The following is a 25,637-nucleotide window of genomic DNA, read 5'->3' as shown; positions in this document are numbered from 1 at the left end:
CGTTCCCGTGCTCAGCACGGGAATGCTCGGCATCAAGCCAGTTTGCTTTTCAGGCTCTGCAGGACGGCTGCCTTGTTTTCCAGGTAGTCGTTCAGGCCACGTGCGCGAAGGTTGCACGCATCGCAGTTGCCACACCCCGTACCGATGATGCCGTTGTAGCAGGTCAGGGTCTGGTTGCGGATCAGGTCCAGCTGGTGGTGATAGTCCGCCAGGGCCCAGGTCTCGGCCTTGTTCAGCCACATCAGCGGCGTTTCCAGGCGCACGTCGTACTCCATGCCCAGTTGCAGCGCTTTATTCAGCGCCTTGACGAACTCGTCCCGGCAATCCGGGTAACCCGAGAAGTCGGTTTCACACACGCCCGTGATCACGGTTTCTGCCTTGACCTGATAGGCGTAAATCGCCGCCAGGGTCAAAAACAGAATGTTCCGGCCCGGCACGAAGGTGCTTGGCAAGCTCTCGCCCGAGCTGTTCACCGTGGGCACCGGAATGTTGTCGCGGGTCAGGCTGCTGATGGCCAGCTCGTTCAGCAGGGACACGTCCATCACCTTGTGAACGGTGGCGCCCAGTTGCTTGGCGAGTTTCTGCGCGACTTCGATTTCTGCCACATGCCGCTGGCCATAGTCGAAGGTAATGCAGTGCACCTCGTCATACAGCGGCAGTGCCTGGATCAGGCAGGTCGTCGAGTCCTGCCCACCACTGAATACGATAACGGCTTTTTTACTCATCACGCTGCTTCCTGCATTTGTAAGATTTGGCATAGTTTAAAGGCCCCTCAATAAAAAACCCCGCGCTTCTTTCGAAGGCGGGGTTTTTTACTGTTTGATCACTCAGTGGGCGTACGTCAGCAGCAACTCTTTCGGCACCTGGAAATCCAGGGACATCATCACGCTCAAGGCGGTGATGGTGAAGATCGAGAAGACGAACAGCTTGCGTGCCCAGACGCTGTCATCCACCGCCTTGTAGCCCGTCCAGGCCATGTACAACCAGTACATGCCCATGGCGGCGGCAACGGCGAGGTAGCTCATGCCGGCGTAGCCACTGAAGGTCAACATCAAGGTCGCCACGAGGAAGGCCAGGATGTAGAGCAGGATGTGTTTCTTGGCGACCCGGATGCCACGCTTGACCGGCAGGACCGGAATCGAAGCAGCCAGGTAGTCGTTGAAGCGGAAGATCGCAATGGCATAAGAGTGCGGCATCTGCCACAGGCTGAACATCACCAGTAGCACCAGCGCGGCCATGTCGAAGCTATTGGTCACAGCCACATAACCAATCACCGGCGGCATCGCCCCCGACAGACTGCCCACCAGCGTGCCGTGAACCGACTTGCGCTTGAGGTACAGGCTGTAGAAGCCGACGTAGATGACAAAACCGATCACGGCAAACAGCGCCGCCAGCGGGTTGGCCACCTTGTACAACAACACCACGCCTGCGATACCCAAAACGGTCGCGAAGATCAGTGCCAGCTTCAGGGAGATAAGGCCCTGCACCAGCACACGATTCTTGGTGCGCTCCATCTTGATGTCGATATCGCGGTCGATGCAGTTGTTGAATACACAACCGGAAGCTACCACCAGGGACGTGCCGATCATCGCAGCCAGGAATATGGCCAGATCGACATGCCCCTTGGAGGCCAGGAAGAAACCGCCTGCCACAGAAAGCACGTTACCGAAAATGATCCCCGGTTTGGTGATTTGGATAAAGTGCTTAAGCGACATCGGGTCTTACCTCACTTCGCCATCATGAACGTATGGATGCTGAACATGATCCATACCGACAGGCCAACCAGCAGGAGGATCACCAAGCCTGCGAACACGAACGCAATCACGTTATCGCGTTGAGCCTTCGAGCGGTCCAGGTGCAGGAAGTACACCAGGTGAACCAGCACCTGAATCACCGCGAACGCCAGGACGATCATCAAGGTGATCGACTTCGGCAAGGTTGGGTACATCACCAGGCCGAACGGGATCAGCGTCAGGATGACCGACAGGATGAAGCCGATGGCGTACGACTTGACGCTGCCGTGGCTGTCATCGTGGCTGTCATGGGAATGTGCATTAGCCATTACAGAGTCCCCATCAGGTAGACAACGGTGAAGACGCAGATCCAGACCACGTCCAGGAAGTGCCAGAACAGGCTCAGGCAGCTCAGGCGAGTCTTGTTGGTGTTGGTCAGGCCATGTTTGTTGACCTGATACATCATGGTCGCCATCCAGATCAGACCGGCAGTCACGTGCAGACCGTGGGTGCCTACCAGCGTGAAGAACGCCGACAGGAAGCCGCTACGGTGCGGGCCGTAACCTTCGGAGATCAGCAGGTGGAACTCGTTGACCTCCATGCCGATGAAGCCCAGGCCGAACAGGAAGGTCAGTGCCAACCAGCTCAGGACGCCTTTCTTGCTGCCCTTGTAGAAGGCCAGCATGGCGAAGCCGTAGGTGATCGAACTGAACAACAGCAAGGCGGTTTCGCCGAGCACGTAAGGCAGTTCGAAGATGTCGTGGCCCGACGGGCCACCCGCTACGTTGTTTACCAGTACCGCGTACACCGCGAAGATCGACGCAAACAAGATGCAGTCGGTCATCAGGTAGAGCCAGAAACCGAAGACGGTCATTGGCCCCGAGTCGTGGTGATGGTCATCGTGCCCATGGTCATCGACATGGGCGTGTCCAGCATTGGTCACTAAGTTCGACATGGTTTAAGCCTGTTCCAACGAGGTTTCAACACGGTTGGCCGGGATCTTCTTCTCGGCAACCAGGCGAGCGTGTTGCTCGGCTTCGATGCGTTCGATCACGTCGACCGGCACCATGTAGCCTTGGTCATCACGGGCAGCGTGAACGATGAAGTAGCCGATGGTGCCCACCAGGCTCACGATGGCCAGCCACCAGATGTGCCAGATCATCGCGAAACCGAACACGGTCAACAGCGCGCCCATCACCACGCCAGTGGCGGTGTTGTTAGGCATGTGGATCGGTTCGTAACGCGCAGGCTTCTGGTACGCAGTACCGTCTTCCTTGGCTTCGGTGAACGGATCGATGCTGTCAGCCTTAGGCAGTACGGCAAAGTTGTAGAACGGCGGTGGCGACGAGGTCGACCATTCCAGGGTGTGTGCATTCCATGGGTCGCCGGATTCGCACAGGTTCTGCTTGCGATCACGCACGCTGACATACAGCTGGATCAGCTGGCAGGCGATACCGACAGCAATCATCAGTGCACCGACCATGGCGACGTACAGGTACGGCACCCACTCAGGGTTGGTAGTGGCGTTCAGACGACGGGTCATGCCCATGAAGCCCAACGCGTAGAGCGGCATGAACGCGACGAAGAAGCCCGAGATCCAGAACCAGAATGCAGCCTTGCCCCAGCCTTCGTGCAGCTTGAAGCCGAACGCTTTCGGGAAGTAGAAGCTGAAGCCTGCGATGTAGCCGAATACCGCGCCGCCGATGATCACGTTGTGGAAGTGAGCAATTACAAACAGGCTGTTGTGCAGTACGAAGTCAGCACCCGGGATGGCCAGCAGTACGCCGGTCATGCCGCCGATCGCGAAGGTCACCATGAAGCCCAGGGTCCACAGAACCTGGCTGGTGATACGCAGACGGCCGTGATAGATGGTGAATAGCCAGTTAAATAGCTTCACCCCCGTCGGGATGGAAATCAGCATCGTCGCCAGTCCGAAGAACGCGTTGACGCTGGCCCCCGAACCCATGGTGAAGAAGTGGTGCAGCCAAACCATGAAGCCCAGTACCGAGATCGCGCCCGAGGCGTAGATCATCGAGTGGTGACCGAACAGGCGCTTGCCCGAGAAGGTCGAGATCACTTCAGAGAAGATACCGAACGCTGGCAGGATCAGGATGTACACCTCAGGGTGACCCCATGCCCAGAACAGGTTCACGTACATCATTGGATTGCCACCAAGTTCGTTGGTGAAAATGTGGAAATCCAGGTAACGGTCAAGCGACAGCAACGCCATGGTTGCAGCCAGGATCGGGAACGATGCAACGATCAGTACGTTGGCCCAGGTGCAGGTCCAGGTGAAGATCGGCATGTCCATCAGCTTCATGCCCGGGGCGCGCATTTTCAGGACGGTGGCCAGGAAGTTGACCCCCGTCAGTGTCGTCCCGAGTCCTGATAACTGTAGCGCCCAGATGTAGTAATCCACACCCACGCCCGGACTGTAAGCCAGGCCCGACAACGGCGGATACGCAACCCAACCGGTCTTGGCGAATTCGCCGACGCCCAGGGACAGGTTGATCAGCACCACGCCGGACACCAGCAGCCAGAAGCTCAAGGAGTTCAGGAACGGGAACGCAACGTCACGCGCACCGATCTGCAGCGGCAAGGCAAGGTTCATCAGGCCGGTGAAGAAAGGCATCGCCATGAAGATGATCATGATCACACCGTGGGCGGTGAAGATCTGGTCATAGTGTTCAGGAGGCAGGTAGCCAGGCGAACCCTCGGTGGCCATGGCCAACTGGGTACGCATCATGATGGCGTCGGCAAAACCACGCAGCAGCATGACCATGGCAACGATGACGTACATGACGCCGATTTTCTTGTGGTCGACCGAAGTCAGCCACTCGGTCCACAGGTAGGTCCACTTCTTGAAGTACGTGATACCTGCAAACAGTGCCAGACCACCCAGCGCGATCATGGCGATGGTCACCATCACGATCGGCTCGTGGAACGGGACCGCATCCCAACTTAATTTACCAAACATCGTTTACTCCTCTGCCCCAGCAGTTGAATGCGAGCCCGTGTCAGAACCTTCAACCGCGGCCACTTCTTTCTTCTCGTGCTCGATCGGCTTGCCTGGTTTCATACCTTCGTACTTGTCGACGATTTTCTGAAACAGGTCCGGCTCGTACGTGGAGTACAGGGCGACTGGGTTGTTCTGGCTTGGTTTGGCAAGGGCGTCGTATTCAGCTTGATCAAGCTGTTTAGGTGCGGCCTTGACTTCGGCTACCCAGGCGTTGAAATCTTCCTGGCTCGTCGAGATCGCTTTGAATTTCATGCCGGTGAAGCCAGCACCGCTGTAGTTGGCGGAGATGCCTTCCATTTCAGCTTTTTCGTTCGCGATCAGGTGCAGACGGGTCTGCATGCCTGCCATCGCGTAGATCTGGCCACCCAGTGCAGGGATGAAGAACGAGTTCATCACGGCGTCGGAGGTGATCCGGAAGTTAAGCGGGGTGTTCTCCGGAAACCGGATCTGGTTCACAGTGGCGATACCCAGGTCCGGGTAGATGAACAGCCACTTCCAGTCCAGCGCGACCACTTCGATGTTGATCGGCTTGACGTCGGAGTCCAGCGGACGGTACGGGTCCAGCTCGTGGGTCGACTTATAGGTGATGTAACCCAGGGCGATGATGATGAGGATCGGAACCAGCCACACCGCGATTTCAATCTTGGTGGAGTGCGACCACTTCGGCGCGTAGGTGGCGCTGGTGTTCGACGCGCGGTATTTCCAGGCGAAGGCGAACGTCATGATGATCACGGGCACTACAACCAACAGCATCAGCAGAGTGGCGGTGATAATCAGGTTTCGTTGATCCAGACCGACCTGACCTTTGGGGGCGAGCAAGGTCCACTTGCAGCCTCCCAGCATTAACAGCATGCCGAGCAGCGGCAAAAAGCCTAGTAATCGGGGGTACCTGTTTTTACTCATCTCACGACCTCTAAAGCAGCTTGCGCAATGCAGTTGGGTTTTGATCGCCAACACTTCACCCTGCCAAGGGTTGGCATTTCTCTTCGATTGAATAAGGGCCTGCCCGTCGCACCTTGCGCGAATCGACACGTCCCGGGCTAGCGGTGAGTTCTTATTCGAATTCGTTGGTCAAAGGCCTTGTTACAGACCAATTCCATTTGGTGCGGATAGTTGAAAGGCTGCCGGCACCTGGGGTCGCATGAAACGTTACATCCGCTTCTCGACCGCCCTAGTTTGCTCAGGGGTGAGCAGCACCGGACATTCAGTGCGGGCGATTGTAGTTAGCTAGCGATGTATAAACCATGTCTTATCCAGAAATAATTTTTATCGTTTCCAGCAATAATCCTTCACCATTATTGCAAAGGTCCGCGATCGTATCGCGTTTGATTCTCGACAAAAACCACAAAAAATGCCGTGTTATTGGGCAGTTTGCCACATCCCCTACAGGCTGTAAGGGCATCGAAAACGGATCCAAGTGCCCTGAAAACAAGGCATTCGGACTTCCGCCAATGTCGCTGACCTCACGCCATTCGCGGCGTCGGCCAGGCGACGAACTGACAGCCATAAAACGCCGCCTCATGCAAATTTATGCCGCGTTTACGGGCATCAGAAACGTCCTGCGACAGCGTCCGTGTGACAACATGTCGCATGCTGCGCGCACCCAAACTTGCCCCGCGTCACGGTCCCTTCACAAAATGCCTACAAACAAAAACGCCCCGGCCTTCTTTATAGGAAGGCCGGGGCGTTGACGGGCTACCGCTTAGGCTTTGCCCTGGCGATTACGGTAGATGCCCAGCGGCACCAGGATCACCGTGAGCACAAAGGCCACCAGCGCCCACTGCGCCAGGGACAGGCCGAGGACAGGCGGGTACGGCGTCTCGCAGAAACCGTCGACCTGGAACCCCAAGGGGAACACCGAGGCCAGCGGCAAGCCATCGACAATCGGTTGCAGCACATCGATGCCACAGCTGACCTTCGGAAAGAACTGGATGTACACGTGATAGCCGGCTGCGGCGACGCCACCGAGGGCGCTGAGGGCCACCAGCGCTTCAAACACCGTGACACTGCGGGTGGTGCGCATGGCGGCACCGATGAAGGCGAAGAGCGCGATCAGCAGCAAGGCATAACGTTGCAGGATGCACAGCGGGCATGGCGCCTCGCCCAACACCACCTGCATGTACAGCGCCCCGCCGATCAGCGCCAGGCAGATGATGCCCAGCAGTACCAGAAAGCGTCGCTCCCTGCCCAAACGCAATTCGTCGATCATCCCCGTTTCCCTTTAGCCAATTGTGGTTGTGCCAATGGCCGCAAGTTTACACGCGGACGGTGAAAGTTGAGCAGTTGGCGTGAGGAGGTTTAAACAGGGAGGGTTAACAGCGGATTAATCTGGAGAAATAGAAATCACAATGTAGGAGCGGGCTTGCTCGCGAATGCGGTGTATCAGAAACACATTCAGTGACTGACACTTCGCCTTCGCGAGCAAGCCCGCTCCCACATTTTTTGACCGAGTGGATTACTCCAGCGCCGACGCCGGCCCAAAGAACTCATACCGGCTCTGCTGCTCCGGCACACCCAGGGCCTTCAGGTGACGCTTGATCGCCGCCATGAAGCCTTTTGGCCCCAGGAAGTACGCATCCACGTCACGCTCCTGCGGCAACCACGCCGCCAGTTGCTCCTGGCTGAGCAGGCCAACCTTGTCCGCCGCCGGGCTCACGCCATCATCTTCGGCGTAGCAATAGAAGCGCTTGAGTTGCGGATGCTGCGCAGCCAGGCCGTCCACCCAGTCGCGGAACGCATGCACGCCGCCGTTACGCGCGCAGTGGATAAAGTGAATCGGACGCTCGGTGGCCAGGGCCGCTTCAAGCATCGGCAGGGTTGGCGTGATACCGACGCCGCCGCTGATCAGCACCAAGGGCTTGTCGCTGGCCGCCAGGGTGAACTCACCTGATGGTGGGAACAGGTCGATGCTCGCGCCCACCGGGAATTGGTCATGCAGGTAGTTGGACACCCGGCCACCGGCTTCGCGCTTGACGCTGATGCGGTACTGGCCCGAGTCGCCACGCGCCGACAGGGAATAGTTGCGGCGCACTTCCTCGCCATCCAATACCAGCCTCATGCCGATGTACTGACCAGGCTCGGCGGCCAGGATCGGGCCGTTATCCACAGGCGCAAAGTAAAACGAGATGATTTCCGCGCTCTCCTCCACCCGCTTGACCAGGGTGAACGCGCGCGCACCGCGCCAGCCGCCCGGGGCCTCTTCCTTCTCTTTATAGATAGCCGCTTCGGCACCGATCAGGATGTCGGCCAACTGGCCATAGGCGGCGCCCCAGGCGCTCATCACTTCCGGTGTGGCGATTTCGCTGCCCAGCACTTCGGAAATCGCCCGCAACAGGCAGGTACCCACAATCGGATAATGCTCCGGCAGGATTTGCAGGGCCACGTGCTTGTTGATGATCTTCGCCACCAGGTCGCCCAACTGGTCCAGTTGGTCGATGTGCCGGGCGTACATCAGCACGCCATTGGCCAGGGCCCGGGGCTGGTCGCCGCTGGCCTGGTGGGCCTGGTTGAACAGTGGGCGAACTTGCGGGTACTCGGACAGCATCATGCGGTAGAAATGGGTGATCAGGGCTTCGCCGCCGCTTTCCAGCAGGGGCACGGTGGATTTGACGATGGCACGGTCTTGGGCACTTAGCATGGCAGACTCCTGAGTCTTCTTACTGAATACCCTTTACTACTCAGCATTCATGCCAACTAATAAATCCTTATAAATCAGTATCTTGAAAATAACATAGTCAATATGACTTCCTACACCTTATAGTCACTATGACTACAAGGAGTCATTATGACTGCGCAACCGCTGCTCACCACCCTGCTGCCCCTGGTCGCCGACCTCTCCCGCGAGCTGCCCGAAGGCGAGCGTTACCGGCGCCTGCTCCAGGCCATGCGCGCCCTGCTGCCCTGTGACGCCGCCGCCCTGCTGCGCCTTGACGGCGAATGGCTGGTACCGCTGGCGGTGGACGGCTTGAGCACCGACACCCTGGGCCGGCGCTTCAAAGTCAGCGAGCACCCGCGCTTTGGCGTGCTGCTCAGCAGCCCCGGCCCGACCCGTTTTGACAGCGACAGCGAACTGCCCGACCCCTACGACGGTCTGGTGGACGGCCTGCACGGCCATCTTGAAGTCCACGACTGCATGGGCTGCCCGCTGTTTGTCGATGACCAGCCCTGGGGCCTGCTGACCCTCGACGCCCTCGACACCGAGCGTTTCGAGCGGGTGGAACTGGACGCCCTGCAAGCCTTCGCCAGCCTCGCGGCGGCGACGGTGAATGTCGCCGAGCGCATCGAACGCCTGGCCCTGCGGGCCGAAGACGAACACCAGCGGGCCGAAATCTACCGCCAGGCCAGCGGCCAGCAGCACAAGGAAATGATCGGCCAGAGCAAGACCCACAAACGACTGGTGGAAGAAATCAACCTGGTGGGCGGCAGCGACCTGACGGTCCTGATCACCGGCGAGACCGGCGTGGGCAAGGAGTTAGTGGCCCAGGCGATCCACGCCGCCTCCTCGCGGGCCGAGAAACCGCTGATCAGCCTCAACTGCGCCGCGCTGCCGGAAACCCTGGTGGAAAGCGAGTTGTTCGGCCATGTGCGCGGGGCATTTACCGGCGCGCTGAATGAACGCCGGGGCAAGTTCGAACTGGCGAATGGCGGCACGCTGTTCCTGGATGAAGTGGGCGAACTGTCCCTCACCGTGCAGGCCAAGCTGTTGCGGGTGCTGCAAAGCGGCCAGTTGCAGCGCCTGGGGTCCGACAAGGAGCATCAGGTGGATGTACGCCTGATCGCCGCCACCAACCGGGATTTGGCCGAAGAGGTACGAAACGGTCGCTATCGTGCGGACTTCTACCACCGTTTGAGCGTCTATCCGCTGCAAGTGCCCGCGCTGCGGGAGCGTGGCCGCGACGTGCTGTTGCTGGCGGGCTTTTTCCTTGAACAGAACCGCTCACGCATGGGCCTGGGCAGCCTGCGCCTGACCAGCGATGCCCAGGCGGCACTGTTGGCTTACGCCTGGCCGGGGAATGTGCGCGAGCTGGAGCACTTGATCGGCCGCAGTGCATTGAAAGCGTTGGGCAACTGCCGGGAACGGCCGAAGATTCTCAGTCTGGACGCGACAGACCTGGACTTGCCGAACGTCACTGCGCCGCAGGCCGAGGAGCAGCCAGTCGACGTGCCGGACGTCAGCGGTGACCTGCGCCTGGCCACCGAGAACTACCAGCGCCAGGTCATCAATGCCTGCCTGGAACGCCACCAGCACAACTGGGCCAGCGCCGCCCGCGAGCTGGGCCTGGACCGGGCCAACCTGGGGCGGATGGCCAAGCGGTTGGGCCTGAAATAACGAACGAAAGAGATCAACTGTGGGAGCTGTCGAGCTTTAGCGAGGCTGCGATGGCATCACCGCAGTGCACCTGCAAGACCGCAGCGCCTGCATCGCAGCCTCGCTCGGGCTCGACAGCTCCCACACTAGACCTGCTTCGCCTTGTAGATCGGATTGATTGGCGCGCCAGCCTTGGGCTTGCGAAACACCAATACATTGCCCGCCATCACCAGCACCAGGCCGGCCAACGCCGGTGCGGTCCACTGATAGCCCTCGGCAAAGGCCGAGACGTTCAACGCCACCACCGGGAACAGCACGGTGCAATACGCCGCCCGCTCCGGGCCCATCCGCCCGACCAGCGTCAGGTAGGCGGTAAAGCCAATCACCGAACCCGGTATCACCAGGTACAGCAACGAACCGATGTAGCGACTGTTCCATTCCATATCGAATGGAATGCCCTGTACCGCGCAGTACATCGCCAGCATCGACGCGCCATAGGCCATGCCCCAGGCATTGGTGGTCAGCGGCTTGAGGCCGGCCTTCTGTTGCAGGCTCGACAGTAGGTTGCCCGCCGAGAAACACATCGTGCCGAGCAACGCCAAACCCAGGCCGAGCAGGGTTTGCGGGCTGGCGGTGTGGCCCACCAGTTCCGGCCAGAACAACAGCCCCAGGCCGAGCAAGCCAAGGCCACCGCCCATCAACACATTGCGTGCGACTTTCTGGCCGAAAAACACCCGGGCGTTCAGCGCGTTCCACAAGGTGGCCGTGGAGAACACCACCGCCACCAGGCCGCTGGGGATCCATTGGCTGGCGGTGAGGAAGCACATGAAGTTGACGCAAAACAGGCACAAACCCTGAGCCAGGCAGATCAAGTGCCCGCGCCGGTTCATCACCTGCAGCTTGCGGCTGAGCAGCAACATCACGAACAGCACCAGCGCCGCCAGGCCAAAGCGATAGACGATGGACACCGGAATCGCCACCACGCCCAGCTGCCATTTGAGGGCAATCCAGGTGGTGCCCCAGATCAGCACGGTGAGTAAATACAGGAATAGGTTCATGACGGGCTCCTTGGGGTTGAGCCACAGTTTCGCCCCGGACGGCATCCAGCCTCTTGCAGATTCTTGCGCTTTTGTCGGCTGCCGGGATCACAGCCGCCGTCGCTGGGAGTAGGATGCAAGCCGTCAGAGAGTACGAATATGCCGCCACTGGAAACCCTGCAAGTCTTTCAATCCCTCAACCGCTCGCCCAACGCTCGCCTTGAGCTGTGCGCCGAGCTCGGTGACGGCTTGTCTGCAGCCTTGTGGAGCAACCATCACGACGCCCAGGATTACGAAGCCCCTGACCACCACACCCTGTCCTGCTACATCGGCGGCGGCACCGGCACCTTTCGCCGCGACCAGCCCGGCACCAAGGGCGGCCCGGACAAGCTGTGCATCCTGCCGGCCGATCATCAGTCGGCCTGGGTGATCAACGGCGAAATCCGCCTGGCCCACGTGTATTTCAGCCCGGAGCAATTCGCCCTGGGCTGCGTGACACTGCTGGACCGTGAGCCGCGCGAGTTGCTGTTGCGTGAGAGCACGTTCCTCGACGATGCCCAGCAGGCCCGGCGTTTTCACCAACTGATCAGCCTGAACTGGAAAGAACCCGGCGAACGCTTGCTCACCAGCAGCCTGGCCCATGAAATGCTCAGCCACACCCTGCTCAGCCAGGTGGGAATGCGTGAGGGCCTGCGCTTGAAGGGCGGGCTCGCAGCCCACCAGCGCCGGCAATTGGTGGAGTACATCGACCAGCAACTGGCCGAGCCGGTCAGCCTGGGGCAGTTGGCGGGGTTGTGTGCGTTGTCGGAGTACCACTTTGCGCGGATGTTCCGCGAGAGCTTTGGCCTGCCGCCCCACCAGTACCTGCTGGCACGGCGACTGGCCCGCGCCCGGGAGCTGTTGCGGGGCGGGTCGTTGCCCCTGGGCGAGATCGCCCTGGCGTGTGGGTTTTCCAGCGCCAGCCACTTCACCAACCGGTTCCGCCAGGCGATGGGCGCGACGCCCGGGGAGTACCGGCAGGCGTTTCTGCCTTGAAATGCAATCTGCCTAATGGCTCAGGTCCAATGTGGGAGCGGGCTTGCTGTGGTGAGCGGGCTTGCCCCGCGCTGGGCTGCGAAGCAGTCCCATCAATCTGTGGTGAACCCGACGGGGGACAAGCCCCTCACCACAGCAAGCCCGCTCCCACAGTTGATCTTCAGCGTTCATTAGTCCGTGCTGTTGGCCAATACCGTGGCCAGGCGGTTCTCCAATGCCTTGATGCGCGCGCCTTCGACCACGTAATTGTTGGTCACCACCGCAAACACCAACTTACGCCCATTGGCATCGGTGACATAACCGGTCAACGACGATACGCCAGTCATGGAGCCGGTCTTGCCGTGCAGGTTGTTCTCGGCGGCAGTGCCCCGCAGGCGATAGCGCAGGCTGCCGCCCGCCATGCGCTCCGGATTGCCGGCAATCGGCAACGCGTTGTACCAGGCGTTGAACCAGGGCTGTTTGCTGGCGGCCAGCAGCAGGTCCGTCAGGTTTTGCGACGACACCAGGTTGCGTCGCGACAGCCCTGAACCGTCCACCTGGCTCAAGGCTGAAGCATCAATCCCCTGACGCTTGAGGAACCCTGCCACCGCCGCCACACCCGCCTGGGCCGTCCCGGCATTGGCCGTCTTGCGGCCCATGGTCTTGAGCAATGCTTCAGACATGTTGTTGTTGGACAGCTTGAGCAGCGGCGTGATCAATGCCTGCAACGGCGCCGACTCGTGCATCGCCAGCACCGTCGCCGTGGTCGGCGTGACACCGCCGATAACACGACGCCCCAGCACGCTAATCCCTTGCTCCGCCAACGCCTGCCCGAACAGGTTCGCCACCAGTTGCGTCGGCTCCCACACACTGACCAGTTGCGGGCTCTGTTTGCCCGGTGCCAGCGCGCCACTGAGGCGCAACAGGTTGGTGCCATGCTGGCGGTTGATCCCGTAGCTATTGCCCGCCCCGCTGACGGCACGGTTGCTGATCTGCACGTAATCGGTGGCCGGGAAGAGTTCCACCGTCACCGGGCGCCCCGCCGCCACCGGCGCCCTGGCCGTGACCAATAGGGAGCCCGCATCAAAATCCGCATTGGGCGACACCGTCAGCGCCGAAATCTGCGCGCCGTAATAGGTGCTTTCGTCGTCCTGGGACCAGTCGACGCCCAGGCGCTCGGCGTCGAAAAAGCTGTCATCGAACACCAGGTTGCCCTGCACCTGCCTGATGCCCTGCTGCGCCAGGCTGGCGGCCAACGCCTGGTAATCCGCCCACTGGACCGTCGGGTCGCCCTGGCCGCGCAGGTACAGATTGCCGTCAAGCACCGCACCCTGGCGCAGGCCATCGCCCAACAGTTGGGTGGAAAACCGATACTGCGGCCCCAGCACATCCATGGCCGCCGAGGTGGTCAGCAGCTTGAGGCTGGAGGCCGGGGTCAGCCGCGTGCGCGGGTTGTGTTGGTAGAGCGTGCTGCCACTGCGGGCGTCGCGCACCATCAGCGATACGCTGGCACCGTGCAGTGCCGGGTCGGCCAGCAACTGGTCGAGGCTGGCGCTGGTGGAGTTTTTCGGCGCCGTGGCGCAACCGCCCAGCAACAAGCTCAAACCCAGCAGCAGCCCGCTGGCGTGTGTCCATCGTCCCAACTGCATCGGTCTTGTGTTCCCGCAAAGTCATTAAAGGCGGCAACGCTAGCAGCTCGACAACTTTATGGCGAGGTAACCCGCTACATCGCCATAAGGTGTCACCGAATTTAGAAGGTCAGGGTGCTGGACACCGACACCTGCCGCGCATCGCCAATGGACACGAACTGGGTGTTCACGGCAGAGGTGTAATAGGTGCGGTCAAACAGGTTCTTCACGTTGAGCTGGAACTTGACCTTCTGCCCATCGACCTTGGTGTCATACGTGGCAAATGCATCGGCCACGGTATAACCCGGCAGGTCGAAACTGTTGGCCGCATCGCCCGAGCGTTCGCCCACATAACGTGCACCGGCGCCCACCCGCAGTTGGTCCCCCCCGAGGATGCTGCCGAAGTCATACACCGCCGACAGCGAGCCGGTGTTTTTCGCGACGTTTTGCAGGCGGTTGCCCTTCAGCTCCGGGTCTTCGGTAACGACCGCGTCGGTGTAGGCATAGCTGCCGATCACGCTCCACTTGTCCGTCAGCTGACCGCTGGCATCCAGTTCCAGGCCACGGGAGCGCACCTTGCCGGCGACGCTGTAGACCGAGGTCAGGCCATCGCCCACCTGGACCAGCACGTTACGTTTTTCGATGTTGAACAACGCTGCGCTCGCGGTGATGCGACCCGGCATGTCGAGCTTGGTCCCCAGCTCCCAGGACTTCGACTGTTCCGGCTCGAGGCTGCCGTCCAGGATCGTTTTGTTGGCGAGCGGCGCGATGGTGGAGTTGGGTTTGAACGACTCGGTGTAGCTGCCGTAGAACGACAGCTCGTCGGTGTAGCGGTACACCAGGCCAACGCGGGGTACCCATTTCTGGCCATTGCCGTCGGTGTTGGCGGTGAACGGGACGCCCTTGCCGGCGTATTGGTCGTACATCTGATAGCGCGCGCCGCCAACCAGGATCCACTGATCGGTGAGGTGGATCGCGTCCTGCATAAACAGCGAGTCGCTGCGCAGCAGGTCGGTCTGGTTGCTGTCCGGCGCGCTGACGGTGGTGCCCGCCACTTCATTGCCATAGACCGGATCGTTGTAGTTGAACGTGCCACGGGGCGATTGGCGGATCAGGTCGGCCCGGTAGATTTTGCGGTACTCGTCATCCAGGCCGAAGGTCAGGTCGTGCTGCATGCCGGCGACGTTCACCTTGCCTTCAAGGCTGGCGGTGGCGAAGCGGTCCGTGGTCAGCGCGCCCTGGGTGCCGTCCATGCTGCGGGTCAGGGTGCCGTTGGTGTTGACCTTGACCACACGCACCTGACTGGCGTCGTAGGTCTCGCGGTTCCAGCTGTAGCCGAAGTGGGCTTTCCAGTCGTCGTTCAGGTCGTGGTCGGCTTCGAAGCGGTACAGGTCGGAGCGGCCTTCCATGTTGTTGAAGGGCTCATCGAGACGGCGAGTCGACGGGATATTCAGCGGGTGGTTGGTCTTGGGGTCGATGGCGGTGCCCCGGTCGAACGGCGAGAGAAACTCCCGATGCTCATAGGCAAATAACAGCTTGGTGCTGTCGCCATACCAGGCCAGCGACGGAGCAATCAGGCTTTCGCGGTGAGTGCCGTAGTTGCGCCAGTAGTCTTCGTCTTCATGGTCGACAATCAAGCGGTACGCCAACCCGCTGTCACCGATGGGGCCAGTGGTGTCGAGGTTGCCGCCGCTGCCGTTCTTGCCGTCACCAAAGGTCGAACCGCGCACGGTCAGGGAGGTGGATTGGACCAATTCCGGTTTCTTGCTAACGATATTCACCACGCCGCCCGGGTCCTGGATGCCGTACAGCAACGACGACGGGCCCTTGAGCACTTCGACGCGCTCGGCGGTGGAGTTCAGCGCCCGGCCCTGCACCAGGGGCATGCCGTCCTGCATGATCGAGCCGTTACGGTTATCGCCAAAACCGCGCAACATCACCGCATCCTGGGTGCTGCCCAAGGTGTTGGCCTGGGTGATGCCGCTGATGTTGGTCAGGGCGTCGTCGAGGTTGCGCGGCTGTTGATCGCGCATCACCTGGGCCGGCACCACGTTGACGGTTTGTGGGGTTTCCAGCAGCAGGCCGTGGGAACGCATCACCGAACTGGTAGGCGGCGGCTGATAGCTGGTGGTATCCGAGGCCAGTGCGGCGCCGTTGATAGTCGTAGCGCCGAGGTTCAGCGCGCCGTCGGTCGGCAGCGGCTCCAGGGCCAGGGTGCGGGCGTCGATCTGGCGGAAGGTGAAGCCGGAATTGCCCAGCAGGCGCTGCATGGCCTGGGTCGCGCTCATCTGCCCAGTGATGGCCGGGGCCTTGATCGCGTAGGGCGCTTCGTCGGTGTAGACCACGCTGATGCCGGTCACCCGAGTGAAATCACTCAAGGCCTGGGGCAGCGGCTTGGCGGCCAGGGCAAAGTTGAACAGCGTGCTCTGTTGCTGCGCCTCAGCCGCCTGCGCCACGCCCAGGGGCAGCAGCGCCAGCCCCGAAACCGCCAATACCGAGGCTCCCAACCACTGTTTAACCGAACCCGCCGACGTTGCCCTGGACTTCATGCTTGAGAACCCGTGTGTAAAAAGCGCTGTTAATGCGAATTAATCGCAGTTTCAAGCACTACACGGATGGCCGACAGGTTTACCTCACACCGATTTGAAAATAATTTCAGTCATACCGGTTGGATCCGAAATCCGAAGCGTGGAAAGTGCACATGCACGGTGCCGCCACGTTCGTCGGTGCGCCGCACAATCAGCTGTTCACGGCCGGTGAACAGCAACTCGCCGGCCACTGGATCGACGCCGTAATCGGTAGCACTGAGGGTCACCTGCTGGCCGGGCTTGAAGCCGTTCGGGTCTTCGAAGATTTCTTCCGGCAAGTTGGCTGGCGTGGCATTACGCGCGACGTCCAGGGCTTGTTCGGCGGTCATCTGGCTAGACGTGCCATGGCCGAAACCCAGCACCCGGGCCAACCAGGCGGCCACGGCGGGATAGGTTTCCACCAGCGGCGACGTCACCGGCGACCCCATGAGGAACCACAACGGATGCGCCAGGGCAAAGTCGGCAATCGACGGCTCGCCGAACAGGAAGTCGCCCTGCTGATGCTGCAACTGTTGATTGATACGGCCGATGATCACCGGCCATTGGTGTTTGGCCTGGTCCAGTTGCACACGGGTGGCCGTGCCACCGCTGAACAACTTGCTGCGGTCGGCCACCAGCACCTGGATCATTTCCGGCGGTACCTTGGCGAACTTCACCGCCAGGGACTCCGGCTGGAACACCAGGCTCACCGCATGGGAGAACACCGTCGAATCGGCCCAGGCGGCGAAACCCTGGCTGACCAGTTCGAGGCCTTGGGGAAACAGCGCCGGCGCGGTCTTTTCCTGTTCCAGGCGGCGGGCGATCAGCGCGGTGTCACAGTAGATATCGGCGCCGACCTGCAGCACCGGGGTCTTGCGATAGCCGCCAGTGAGGGCGGTCAAGTCAGGCTTGGGCATCACCGGTGAGATATGCACCGAGCGCCAGGACAGGCCTTTGAAGCCCAGCAACAGGCGGGCTTTTTCAGCAAACGGGGATTGCGGGTAGTGGTGGAGGATCAACTCAGACATGCCAGGCTCCGCTCAATGAGTGAGCGTCCAGCTTAGCCTGCAAACCCGGCAAAGGCGCGCATGGGAACCTATCAGTCAAATTGATGGACCGATCGCCGCCAGGCACTCCTTGGCGCTTTTCTTCAATTTCTTGATCAGCCGTTCCTGGCGCAACGCCTCGGCCTTGCTGGCACAGGCTTCGGTGTACACCAGCGCCACGGCGGGGCTTGAGAGAAAAAACCGTGCGCCCTTGCCGCTCTGGTGAGTGGCAAAGCGGCGCACCGGGTCATTGCTGATGCCGCAATAGAGCGAGCCATTGGCGGCACGCACCAGGTACACAAACCACGGCTTGGCTTCAGAGGGAGTGGTCACGGATCAATTCGGCAAACCAAAGGAACGCCAATCTTATCAACGACTGGCCTGGAACGCCTTCAAGCCTTTCAGCGCCTGGGCCCGCACCGCGTTTTTCACCAGCGGCGTCCAGCCCAGCAACAGGCCTTTGGTGCCCAATGCCTGGCGCGACCAACGCCACAGGTCGAAGTGGTCGTGATGCTCGCAGATCTTGCCCTCACGAAACACAAAACGCGCCCGGATGTCGTTGACCACGGTGTTGCCCGTCGCACTGAACAGGTAAGTCGCCACCCAGTGCGCGCTGCCGGTGATTTCGTCACTGCGCACGCTGTCGAAGGTCAGGGAAAAGTCCTTGGCGCGGGTGGTGAGCATGCGCCACATGTCGCCCGCATCCCGGCCACGCAGCTCGCCGAACGCCGGGTCGCTGAACACCACGTCGTCGGTGTAGCAGGCGCTCATGGCCTCGGCATCCAGGCGCTGGAAGGCACTGTAGAACTCGGTGATCAAAGCGTTATGGGCGTCGCTCATGGGCAGGTTCCGCAAAAGGGGTTGGATGGCCGTTACGATAATCCCCAACGTCCGGGAACACTACTGGCATCAACGCCAGGAATACCCCGTCCCACACATTCAGGGAACCATTCCGCTGCTGCGAGCATAGGCGAACAAATCCACATCGGTGGAGATACACAGGCGGTTCATGGCCGTGCTTTTCTGCTTGCTGATGGTGGAAATGCTGCGGTTGACCCGTGCGGCAATCTGGCTGACGGTCATGCCGCTGGCCAACATGCGCACCACTTCCCGCTCCTTGCCGGACAGTTGCGGCGGCTGCAACTGGTCGCCGGTCCCGGCCTCGACCAACTGCACCCGCAGGCATTCGCTGACAAACGTCTTGCCCTCGCTCACCGCCTTGATCGCCGAAGGCAACTCTTTGGCGGAGGCGTTCTTCGCGACGATGGCCCTGGCGCCCTGGGCGAACGAGGCACGCAAGGTGGCGATATTGGCAAACATCGTCACCAGGATCACCGGCAACCCGGGGTACTGGCGTTGCAACAACCCCAGCAGAACATAGCCATCCGCCTGCTGGTTTCCGGGCATGGCAAAGTCCGTTACCAGGATATCGCAGGGGGTGGAAGCCAACACGCTGAGCAACTCATCAGGACCGTTGGCCTCACCCACCACCTTGCACCTGCCGTCCGCTTCGATCACTACCTTTTGTCCAATACGAACAATGGGATGATCGTCAGCAATAATTACGCGAAGCATAGAAACCCACGAATGATGGCAAATTGATTGGCGCAAAATACCCCCGTCCGCAGCGGGCAACAACCGCCTGTTCGAGACTGGTTTTCACTTGGGTCCCGTGTTTTTAAGTGATCGACTTTTAGCTTACAAAACAAAAGGAAAACACCTACAAAACAAACCTACCCACAACCGAAGAAAATCCTACAAACCCCTTTGCCGATGTCATAAATCTGCCAAATAACGCAGATACACGATCAGCTCTTTTTCAAACCGTTGCAGGTCACGCCGGTTGACCAGAACTCCGTGATCACGCACGCGGTCGATCAGGTGCCCCGCGCGAGTGTCCAGGTCCGTGCCGCCCAGGAACGCCAGGCTGCCCGCCAGTCGGTGCAGGCATTCGAGCGTCCCTTGCCGGTCCTGCTTGCGGAAGGCGCACACCAGGCTCGCATAATCCGAATCGGCCTCCCGCAGCAGGCTGCCCAACATCAGGTCCACCACCTGCCCGTCTCCAAACATCTCGATCAGCCCGGCACGGGTTGGCCAGTTTTTTTGTGGGGCCTCGCTGAACGGGTGGCGTACCTCCCCCGGCCGCTGCGGCAACCAGCGTTCCAGCACTTCACGCAACCGCTCCTGGGACAGCGGCTTGAGCAGCCAGTCATCCATGCCGGCCTCAAGGCAGCGCCGAGCATCGTCCGGCCCCAGCTTTCCGGTGAGAGCGATCACGGGGACACGCTCGCGGCCATCGGTACGCTCACGATGGCGTATCGCACGGGTCATGCTGTAGCCGTCCATCACCGGCATCCGGCAATCGCTGATCACCAGATCAAAACGCCTGTGGGCCATGGTGCTTAACGCGGCTTGCCCATTCTCGACCAGTACATGGGCCAGTTCGAACTTCTGCAAAAACCAGCCCATCAAGGCGCGGTAGGTCTGATGGTCGTCGACGACCAGGACACTCAGGAGCCGCCAGTGAGCAGGAGGGCTACGCCATGCCGGCGTTTGCCGGTTCGGGCCGTCGCCTGCAAAAACGCTTGGCACCATGGCCACCTCGGTATCAACGCAGAGGGCCAGCGTCTTTGTTTGCCACGGGCCCATCTTCAAGAGAGGGGCACTCCCGGCAGCGGTCAACAACCACTCACACGACACCCATTTAAAAAACAACCTATCCAAATGAGCGTGTTCGTGGCGATACAAGAACTACGAAAATACAGGTTTTCCTACACCCACAATCGCCTATTCCGACTTGATCCGGAGCACGTAGAGGGACGCGGCGGATTCTCGTAATTGTTGTATTTCCCCTCCCCGACCCGACCGCTAAATTGCGCCCCACCCCGATTGGGGCAACGGTCCGCTTGACCCTCGCCGCCAGCCCGCAAGGTGGAGAAGACCTCACCGGCCAACGGCGGCCCCTCACAAAGGTTTAACCACATGAAGCGACTTGTTCCGGCAGTCCTAGCCTCGGTACTGACATCGTCGGTCTGGGCTGCCAGCACTACCGATCTGAACGTCCGGGGCAGGATCACCCCCAGCTCCTGCAACCCCACGCTTTCTGGTGGAGGAGCGGTTGATCTGGGCAAGATTTCGGCGGCCGAGTTGAAGCCCGATCAGCACACCGCGTTGCCGACACGCGCGATGAGCTTGAGCGTGCGCTGTGAAGGCTCGACCTTCTTTGCCATGGGCATGATTGATAACCGCTCGGGCACTTCCTACATCGAAAGCCTGCACGGCTTGGGCATGACCAGCACCAACCAGAAGGTAGGGAGTGTGGCGTTCGGGCTTTCCAACGCGGTGGCCGACAGCGCGCCGGTACGCCCGATTTTCTCAACCAATGGCGGGGCCACCTGGGTCCCGGCGGCCTATGTAGGGCACGCCGCCCTCACCTCCGTTGCGGCCATAGGCGGTGCGGACACGCCCCTCGCCCTGCAAAACCTGGATGCGGACCTGCGCGTCTACTCCAACATTGCACCGGCCGACGGCTTGACCCTGATCGATCAGGAGTCCATCGACGGCCACGTCACGCTGCAATTGAAGTACCTCTGATCCACAACCCTCCCCATCCCGCTTTAAACAAAGGAAGTTTTTACCGTGAACACGCTATTCAAAACCGTTGCCAGCACCCTGTTGATCGCCTGCGCTCCCGCCGCATTTGCGGCGTCCACCGTGGACTTGACGGTGACTGGCCTGATTACCCCCAACTCGTGCACGCCGCAGTTGTCCGGTGGCGGCCAGGTCGATTACGGCAAGATCTCCGCGAAAGACCTCAAGATCACAGGGTCCACCTTCATCGGCGCACAAACCCTGCAAATGACCGTGAGCTGCGACGCGCCAATCCTGATTGGCCTGAAGGCTATCGATAACCGGCCCGGATCAGCATCAATGAGCCAAGGGATGGGGCTGGGCCTGATCAACGGTACTCAAAAGCTGGGTTTCTACTACTTGTACTTGCGTAACCCGATCGCCGACACCGTGGCCGTCCAGCCCATCATTACCGAAGACAACGGGATGTCCTGGTTTAACGATGCGTTCTGGAACCCACAGTTTTTGTCCTCGGTCGCGGCCATGAGCGATGACTCGCAACCGCTGCCGGTGCAGAACCTGACCGTAGACCTGGAGGTGATGACATCAATCGCCCGCACCGATGGCCTGGACCTGAGCAACGAAGTGCCCCTCGACGGTTCGGCGACACTGGAAGTGAAGTACCTGTAACCCCTGGCCCGACACTGAAAAGGAGTTCGTTTCACCATGAACAAGATGCTCAGCATCATCGCGCCGGTCCTGTTACTGGGCGCCCTTGATGCTCACGCGGCCTCGACCGTGGACCTGGCAGTCAAGGGACTGGTTACACCGAGTTCCTGCACGCCAACGCTCACCAGCGGCGGTGTGGTCGACTACGGCAAGATGTCCGCCAAGGACCTGCGGCCCGACCGCGCTACCTCCCTGGCCAACGTCAACCTGCAACTGGCAATTGCGTGTGAGGGCAGCACGTTGCTGGCCTTGCAGGGCAACGATAACCGTGAAGGCTCGGACCACCGGGGCGACGCGATGTATTACGGTTTGGGGTTGATCAACGGCAGTGAAAAACTCGGGGCCTTCGAGCTGAGGTTTTCCTCACCCGTCGCCGACGGCATAGCGGTGCATACCATCGCTTCGCCGAACAACGGCGGCTCATGGTGGGCCGAACCCAATCTTGTTCGGGGTGACATTCTCAGTGTTGCCTATATAGGTTCTCTGGTACCGATTCCCGTGCGCAGCCTGACGGCGGATGTGCGGGTCGGTGCGGAGATCGCGCCCACCCGCCAACTGACACTGGATAACGAAGTGCCGCTGGATGGTTCGGCGACGATCACCGTCAAATACCTTTAACGTTCTCGCGACCCGCACCTCAGGCCTTGCGCCTGGGGCCGGGTCATGAATGACCTGACGAGACACGTCATGACCCCGTTATTATCAAAACCCGATGTGCGACACGTTCTGAGCCTCGGCCTGTTCAGCCTGCTATGGAGCTGTGCGGCCCTGGCCGACGGCATGGTGCCGGAAACGTCCGTGGTGATCGTCCATGAGGCAGAAGGCGAAGCCTCCGTTTCGGTGACCAACACTGACTCGCAGGTAGCCTTGCTGCACGTCACCCTGGAAAACGTGCCCGAAGACACCGAGAGCCTGCTGGTGGTCACCCCGCCGCTGGCCAGGGTGAACCCCTCTGCATCCCAACTGGTGCGCTTCATTTTGCAGAACCGGCAACCCCTGACCACTCAACGACTCAAGCGCGCGATCTTCGAAGGCATGCCCCAGGACCGGGCGCCCGCCGAGGCCGGGCATGCACGGGTTGGCGTGACCGTGCGCCAGAACCTGCCGGTGATCATTCACCCCAAGGGCCTGGCGCAAAATCGCACGCCCTGGACCGGCTTGAGCTGGTCGCTGAACAACAACGAACTCAGTGTCCTCAACGACACCCCGTATGTCGTGCGCCTGGCCCAGGAGCTGCAACTGCTGCCCGGCAAGCAGCGGGCGATGCTGCCCCGCACCTACATTTTGCCCGGCGAACACCTGACGATGGGTGTCGCTGCGCAGGCCGCGAGCAGCGTGCGCCTGCAACCGGCGACGGTATACGGCTTTGCGGTCGCCGCCTATGACGCGCCGATTGCCCCTCCACTCAAGAGATCCGACGCACCATAAAAATGAAGTGACCGCGCCATGACGGTCACCACCCAACAGGCCGGGAGCCGCACGCAGCGAGGCTGCGCGCCCCCAACAATCCGAGTGTCCTTCGTGAAAACAGTATTGAAGTACCGTGACGGCGAAGCCGTGCGCGACGGTTCGCAACGCACCCTGGCGCGTACGCTCTTAAGCAGGGCCGCGCTCCCGCTGATCAACCTGCTCTGGCTTGCCCCGGCCTGGGCCGACAGCCAGGGCCAGTTCGACGCAAAGACCTTGCACCAGCGCGGCATCGATCCGGCGCTGGCCAAATTGCTGCTGGAAACACCCCGCTTCACCGCTGGCGTGCACGCCGTCAGCCTCGCTGTGAACGGCCAGCGGCAAGGACGAATCAACGCACAGTTCGATGAGCACGGCACCCTGTGTTTTGATCGCCCGCTGCTCGACGCGGCCAACCTGATCGTCCCCGACGACAACCCGCGCTGCCATGATTTCATCAAGGCCTATCCGCAGACCGTGGTTGAACAAGACCCCGCCACCCTCAGCGTGGCGCTGGTGGTGCCGACCGACGCCTTGCGCCCGCGCCAGCAAGACATTTCCGGCTACCAGACCGGCGGTGTCGCCGCCCTGCTCAACTACGACATGAGTGGCGTCTACAACCGGTTCAATGACGACAGCAACCGTTTCGGCTCCGCCAACACCGAGGTCGGCTTCAATGCCGGCGACTGGATCGTGCGCAGCCGGCAGGTACAGACCTGGCAGGATGACCGCTCAAGCAGCACGCACCTGGAAGCCTATGCGCAACGCACCTTTGCCCGTCATCAGGCGGTGCTCCAGACCGGCCAGATCAACCTCTACAACCCGGTGCTGCCGGGTGCGCAGATCACCGGCACGCAGGTGTTCACTGAACAGGCGCTGCAGGATCAGCACCAGGGCGCAACCATTGACGGCATCGCCAACAGCCCCGCCCAGGTGGAAATCCGCCAGAACGGTGCACTTATCCACTCCACCGTAGTGCCCGCCGGCCCATTTTCCCTGACCGATGTGAGGCGCCTCAATAACCGTTCGGATGTGGAAGTCACGGTCAAGGAAACCTCGGGTGGCGAACGGCGTTATACCGTGCCGGCGGCCCTGCTCGGGATTGGCCTGCCTGCACCCGGCTATTCAATCGGGGCCGGGCGCGTACGCAACGTCGGCGACGCCGATGGCAGCGATCCCTGGGTCGTCAGCGCCGGCTGGAGCGGTGCGCTGCACCCGCGGCTGAGCCTGGGGGCCGGCACGTTATTGGCCAGTGATTATCGCTCCGCCGGGTTGAACCTCGGCTGGCTGCCGTGGGCCGATGGCCAGATCCAACTCTCCACCCAGGCCACCGACGCACGGCTGGACGAAGCCGAACGCGGGCTGCAAACCGACCTGTCCTGGACCCAGCGGCTGGGCGAGCAATGGTCATTCACGGCAGCCAACTCCTACCGCACACCCGGGTATCGTGAACTGGAAGAAACGGTCTACCAGAACGAGCGGGAAACCCGCCGCAACACCCGCCACCGTTACCGTGACCAACAAAGCCTGGCGCTGTCCTGGACCCATCCTTGGCTGGGCGCATTCAGCGGCGGTGCGTCTCGCTCCAGCACATTTGACGGTGATGACAGCAGCCGCCTCTTCGCCTCCTGGGGCACCAACGTCAGGGGCGTGTCGATTTCCGCCAGCGGCGAACGCCAGATGGGCGGCCAGAATTATCAGGACAACGCGTTGTACTTCACGGTCAGCGTTCCATTGGGTGAGAACCGTCGCGGCCGTTCCTGGCTGCGCAACTCGGGGGGCGAGCACCGCATCGGCGTGGGCCTGAACGAGCAGGTCAATGACCAGTTCAGCTACCGGGTTGCCGCCGAGCACGACAGCCGTGACCAGGAAGTGGAAAGCTCGCTGGGGGTTTCGTACTTGCCGCGCTACAGCCAGTTCGACTTCAACTACACCCGCTCCAACGCAGATCAATCCAGCTATCAGGGCGGTGCCCGCGGCGGCGTGGTGGTGCATGACGGCGGCGTCACCCTGTCGCCTTACCCGGTACGCGAGACCTTCGCCGTGCTGTCGGTCGGCGACATGCCCGGCATCAAGGTCAACACCCCCAGCGGCCCGGTCTGGACCGACTGGCAAGGCCAGGCCGTGGTGCCGCAAGTGACGGCCTATGGCAGCAGCGCGGTGGAAGTGCAGACCCGTTCACTGCCTCGCAACGCCGATATCAGCAACGGCCTGGCGATGGTTTCTGCCGGACGCGGAGCGGTGGACAAACTCGACTTCGGCGTGACGATGACGCGCCGCGTGTTGCTCACCGTCAGTACGGATCAGGGCCAACCGCTGCCTCGCGGTGCGTCGGTGACCGACGATCAGGGGGCGTTCGTGACGCTGGTGCAGGACAACAGCCAAGTGTTTTTGCCCAACGTGCTCGATCAACCTTCGCTGTGGGTAAACGCCCCCGGCATGAACCGCTGCCGGTTGCGCTTCAAACTCGCGGAAAAGGCTGACCCGCAGGTGTATTTCGAAACCGCCCCCGCCCGCTGCCAGACGCCTTGAGGACTGTG

23 protein-coding genes and 1 pseudogene are annotated in these 25,637 nt (G+C 61.1%); 8 read left to right on the top strand and 16 right to left on the bottom strand.

All coding sequences use genetic code 11. From position 1 onward, the window contains the following. Nucleotides 1-32: 32 nt before the first annotated feature. From queC to cyoA, 6 genes are all read right to left on the bottom strand, one after another. Entirely contained in the window at nucleotides 33-725 is a 693-nt protein-coding gene (gene queC / locus P3C29_RS22510; RefSeq protein WP_010170336.1) for a 7-cyano-7-deazaguanine synthase QueC, read from the bottom strand. A gap of 102 nt (nucleotides 726-827) precedes the next feature. Next, a complete protein-coding gene (gene cyoE / locus P3C29_RS22505) occupies nucleotides 828-1,715 on the bottom strand; it encodes a heme o synthase (protein ID WP_275965471.1) in 888 nt (295 codons plus the stop codon). Nucleotides 1,716-1,726: 11 nt separating this feature from the next. Continuing rightward, nucleotides 1,727-2,062 carry a cytochrome o ubiquinol oxidase subunit IV gene (cyoD, locus tag P3C29_RS22500; protein WP_003216374.1) on the bottom strand — a complete coding sequence of 112 codons (336 nt, stop codon included), beginning with the start codon at nucleotides 2,060-2,062 and terminating at the stop codon, nucleotides 1,727-1,729. Beyond that, nucleotides 2,062-2,688 (bottom strand): cytochrome o ubiquinol oxidase subunit III, encoded by a 627-nt coding sequence (locus P3C29_RS22495; protein ID WP_008435616.1) that lies wholly within the window; start codon nucleotides 2,686-2,688, stop codon nucleotides 2,062-2,064. Before P3C29_RS22495 ends, cyoD begins: the two co-directional genes overlap by 1 nt. Before the next feature lie 3 nt (nucleotides 2,689-2,691). Further along, nucleotides 2,692-4,710 carry a cytochrome o ubiquinol oxidase subunit I gene (gene cyoB / locus P3C29_RS22490; protein WP_010170338.1) on the bottom strand — a complete coding sequence of 673 codons (2,019 nt, stop codon included), beginning with the start codon at nucleotides 4,708-4,710 and terminating at the stop codon, nucleotides 2,692-2,694. A gap of 3 nt (nucleotides 4,711-4,713) precedes the next feature. Further along, nucleotides 4,714-5,655, bottom strand: coding sequence for a ubiquinol oxidase subunit II (gene cyoA / locus P3C29_RS22485; RefSeq protein WP_275965470.1), 942 nt, complete (start codon nucleotides 5,653-5,655; stop codon nucleotides 4,714-4,716). Nucleotides 5,656-5,682: 27 nt separating this feature from the next. Here cyoA and P3C29_RS32635 point away from each other — a divergent pair. Further along, nucleotides 5,683-5,897 (top strand): annotated as a pseudogene (locus tag P3C29_RS32635) (hypothetical protein). A 557-nt stretch (nucleotides 5,898-6,454) separates the two neighbouring features. On the opposite strand, the gene P3C29_RS22480 reads toward P3C29_RS32635, so the two are convergent. Both P3C29_RS22480 and hmpA read right to left on the bottom strand, forming a co-directional pair. Further along, complete coding sequence (locus P3C29_RS22480) at nucleotides 6,455-6,961, bottom strand: disulfide bond formation protein B (RefSeq protein WP_275965469.1); 507 nt, start codon at nucleotides 6,959-6,961, stop codon at nucleotides 6,455-6,457. Nucleotides 6,962-7,207: 246 nt separating this feature from the next. Beyond that, the gene (gene hmpA, locus P3C29_RS22475) at nucleotides 7,208-8,389 is read right to left on the bottom strand and encodes an NO-inducible flavohemoprotein (protein ID WP_275965468.1); all 1,182 of its coding nucleotides are present in this window, start codon (nucleotides 8,387-8,389) and stop codon (nucleotides 7,208-7,210) included. 147 nt (nucleotides 8,390-8,536) lie between these two features. Here hmpA and norR point away from each other — a divergent pair, with 147 nt between their 5' ends. Continuing rightward, a complete protein-coding gene (gene norR / locus P3C29_RS22470) occupies nucleotides 8,537-10,081 on the top strand; it encodes a nitric oxide reductase transcriptional regulator NorR (protein ID WP_275965467.1) in 1,545 nt (514 codons plus the stop codon). A 125-nt stretch (nucleotides 10,082-10,206) separates the two neighbouring features. Here norR and P3C29_RS22465 read toward each other — a convergent pair whose 3' ends face one another. Beyond that, entirely contained in the window at nucleotides 10,207-11,118 is a 912-nt protein-coding gene (locus P3C29_RS22465) for a DMT family transporter (RefSeq protein WP_010170346.1), read from the bottom strand. 138 nt (nucleotides 11,119-11,256) lie between these two features. On the opposite strand from P3C29_RS22465, the gene P3C29_RS22460 reads away from it, so the two are divergent. Then, entirely contained in the window at nucleotides 11,257-12,132 is an 876-nt protein-coding gene (locus P3C29_RS22460) for an AraC family transcriptional regulator (protein WP_010170348.1), read from the top strand. A 170-nt stretch (nucleotides 12,133-12,302) separates the two neighbouring features. On the opposite strand, the gene dacB is transcribed toward P3C29_RS22460, so the two are convergent. The 7 genes from dacB to P3C29_RS22425 form a co-directional block, all read right to left on the bottom strand. After that, a complete protein-coding gene (gene dacB / locus P3C29_RS22455) occupies nucleotides 12,303-13,760 on the bottom strand; it encodes a D-alanyl-D-alanine carboxypeptidase/D-alanyl-D-alanine-endopeptidase (protein WP_201125301.1) in 1,458 nt (485 codons plus the stop codon). A 101-nt stretch (nucleotides 13,761-13,861) separates the two neighbouring features. After that, entirely contained in the window at nucleotides 13,862-16,288 is a 2,427-nt protein-coding gene (locus tag P3C29_RS22450) for a TonB-dependent receptor (RefSeq protein ID WP_050543206.1), read from the bottom strand. Nucleotides 16,289-16,398: 110 nt separating this feature from the next. After that, nucleotides 16,399-17,334 carry a glutathione S-transferase family protein gene (locus tag P3C29_RS22445; protein WP_201125302.1) on the bottom strand — a complete coding sequence of 312 codons (936 nt, stop codon included), beginning with the start codon at nucleotides 17,332-17,334 and terminating at the stop codon, nucleotides 16,399-16,401. Between the two features lie 75 nt (nucleotides 17,335-17,409). Beyond that, on the bottom strand, nucleotides 17,410-17,685 hold the full coding sequence (locus P3C29_RS22440; RefSeq protein WP_010170353.1) for a GIY-YIG nuclease family protein: 276 nt from the start codon (nucleotides 17,683-17,685) through the stop codon (nucleotides 17,410-17,412). A 36-nt stretch (nucleotides 17,686-17,721) separates the two neighbouring features. Further along, complete coding sequence (locus P3C29_RS22435) at nucleotides 17,722-18,192, bottom strand: nuclear transport factor 2 family protein (protein ID WP_275965466.1); 471 nt, start codon at nucleotides 18,190-18,192, stop codon at nucleotides 17,722-17,724. A gap of 99 nt (nucleotides 18,193-18,291) precedes the next feature. Then, the gene (locus P3C29_RS22430; protein ID WP_029615874.1) at nucleotides 18,292-18,927 is read right to left on the bottom strand and encodes a response regulator transcription factor; all 636 of its coding nucleotides are present in this window, start codon (nucleotides 18,925-18,927) and stop codon (nucleotides 18,292-18,294) included. Between the two features lie 201 nt (nucleotides 18,928-19,128). Next, nucleotides 19,129-19,947, bottom strand: a complete 819-nt coding sequence (locus P3C29_RS22425) for a response regulator (protein ID WP_275965465.1) — start codon at nucleotides 19,945-19,947, stop codon at nucleotides 19,129-19,131. A 387-nt stretch (nucleotides 19,948-20,334) separates the two neighbouring features. Between P3C29_RS22425 and P3C29_RS22420 the strand changes: the two genes are divergently transcribed. The 5 genes from P3C29_RS22420 to P3C29_RS22400 all read left to right on the top strand — a co-directional run bounded on the left by P3C29_RS22420 (nucleotide 20,335) and on the right by P3C29_RS22400 (nucleotide 25,629). Next, a complete protein-coding gene (locus P3C29_RS22420; RefSeq protein ID WP_201125304.1) occupies nucleotides 20,335-20,946 on the top strand; it encodes a DUF1120 domain-containing protein in 612 nt (203 codons plus the stop codon). Nucleotides 20,947-20,991: 45 nt separating this feature from the next. Then, complete coding sequence (locus P3C29_RS22415; protein WP_201125305.1) at nucleotides 20,992-21,612, top strand: DUF1120 domain-containing protein; 621 nt, start codon at nucleotides 20,992-20,994, stop codon at nucleotides 21,610-21,612. Nucleotides 21,613-21,648: 36 nt separating this feature from the next. Further along, nucleotides 21,649-22,269, top strand: a complete 621-nt coding sequence (locus P3C29_RS22410; RefSeq protein WP_201125306.1) for a DUF1120 domain-containing protein — start codon at nucleotides 21,649-21,651, stop codon at nucleotides 22,267-22,269. A 69-nt stretch (nucleotides 22,270-22,338) separates the two neighbouring features. Continuing rightward, nucleotides 22,339-23,079 (top strand): fimbria/pilus chaperone family protein, encoded by a 741-nt coding sequence (locus P3C29_RS22405; RefSeq protein WP_010170366.1) that lies wholly within the window; start codon nucleotides 22,339-22,341, stop codon nucleotides 23,077-23,079. Nucleotides 23,080-23,172: 93 nt separating this feature from the next. Continuing rightward, on the top strand, nucleotides 23,173-25,629 hold the full coding sequence (locus P3C29_RS22400; protein ID WP_275965464.1) for a fimbria/pilus outer membrane usher protein: 2,457 nt from the start codon (nucleotides 23,173-23,175) through the stop codon (nucleotides 25,627-25,629). The last annotated feature ends 8 nt before the right edge of the window (nucleotides 25,630-25,637 follow it).

Source organism: Pseudomonas sp. 1912-s (assembly GCF_029269205.1).
GTDB lineage: Bacteria > Pseudomonadota > Gammaproteobacteria > Pseudomonadales > Pseudomonadaceae > Aquipseudomonas.
Note: the sequence above shows the minus strand (reverse complement) of the source record. Positions and strands in the feature narration are given on the sequence as shown.

Coding starts and splice junctions, on each gene's coding strand:
- queC (WP_010170336.1), bottom strand. CDS start 725: ATGAGTAAAAAAGCCGTTATCGTATTCAGTGGTGGGCAGGACTCGACG.
- cyoE (WP_275965471.1), bottom strand. CDS start 1,715: ATGTCGCTTAAGCACTTTATCCAAATCACCAAACCGGGGATCATTTTC.
- cyoD (WP_003216374.1), bottom strand. CDS start 2,062: ATGGCTAATGCACATTCCCATGACAGCCACGATGACAGCCACGGCAGC.
- P3C29_RS22495 (WP_008435616.1), bottom strand. CDS start 2,688: ATGTCGAACTTAGTGACCAATGCTGGACACGCCCATGTCGATGACCAT.
- cyoB (WP_010170338.1), bottom strand. CDS start 4,710: ATGTTTGGTAAATTAAGTTGGGATGCGGTCCCGTTCCACGAGCCGATC.
- cyoA (WP_275965470.1), bottom strand. CDS start 5,655: ATGAGTAAAAACAGGTACCCCCGATTACTAGGCTTTTTGCCGCTGCTC.
- P3C29_RS22480 (WP_275965469.1), bottom strand. CDS start 6,961: ATGATCGACGAATTGCGTTTGGGCAGGGAGCGACGCTTTCTGGTACTG.
- hmpA (WP_275965468.1), bottom strand. CDS start 8,389: ATGCTAAGTGCCCAAGACCGTGCCATCGTCAAATCCACCGTGCCCCTG.
- norR (WP_275965467.1), top strand. CDS start 8,537: ATGACTGCGCAACCGCTGCTCACCACCCTGCTGCCCCTGGTCGCCGAC.
- P3C29_RS22465 (WP_010170346.1), bottom strand. CDS start 11,118: ATGAACCTATTCCTGTATTTACTCACCGTGCTGATCTGGGGCACCACC.
- P3C29_RS22460 (WP_010170348.1), top strand. CDS start 11,257: ATGCCGCCACTGGAAACCCTGCAAGTCTTTCAATCCCTCAACCGCTCG.
- dacB (WP_201125301.1), bottom strand. CDS start 13,760: ATGCAGTTGGGACGATGGACACACGCCAGCGGGCTGCTGCTGGGTTTG.
- P3C29_RS22450 (WP_050543206.1), bottom strand. CDS start 16,288: ATGAAGTCCAGGGCAACGTCGGCGGGTTCGGTTAAACAGTGGTTGGGA.
- P3C29_RS22445 (WP_201125302.1), bottom strand. CDS start 17,334: ATGTCTGAGTTGATCCTCCACCACTACCCGCAATCCCCGTTTGCTGAA.
- P3C29_RS22435 (WP_275965466.1), bottom strand. CDS start 18,192: ATGAGCGACGCCCATAACGCTTTGATCACCGAGTTCTACAGTGCCTTC.
- P3C29_RS22430 (WP_029615874.1), bottom strand. CDS start 18,927: ATGCTTCGCGTAATTATTGCTGACGATCATCCCATTGTTCGTATTGGA.
- P3C29_RS22425 (WP_275965465.1), bottom strand. CDS start 19,947: ATGGTGCCAAGCGTTTTTGCAGGCGACGGCCCGAACCGGCAAACGCCG.
- P3C29_RS22420 (WP_201125304.1), top strand. CDS start 20,335: ATGAAGCGACTTGTTCCGGCAGTCCTAGCCTCGGTACTGACATCGTCG.
- P3C29_RS22410 (WP_201125306.1), top strand. CDS start 21,649: ATGAACAAGATGCTCAGCATCATCGCGCCGGTCCTGTTACTGGGCGCC.
- P3C29_RS22405 (WP_010170366.1), top strand. CDS start 22,339: ATGACCCCGTTATTATCAAAACCCGATGTGCGACACGTTCTGAGCCTC.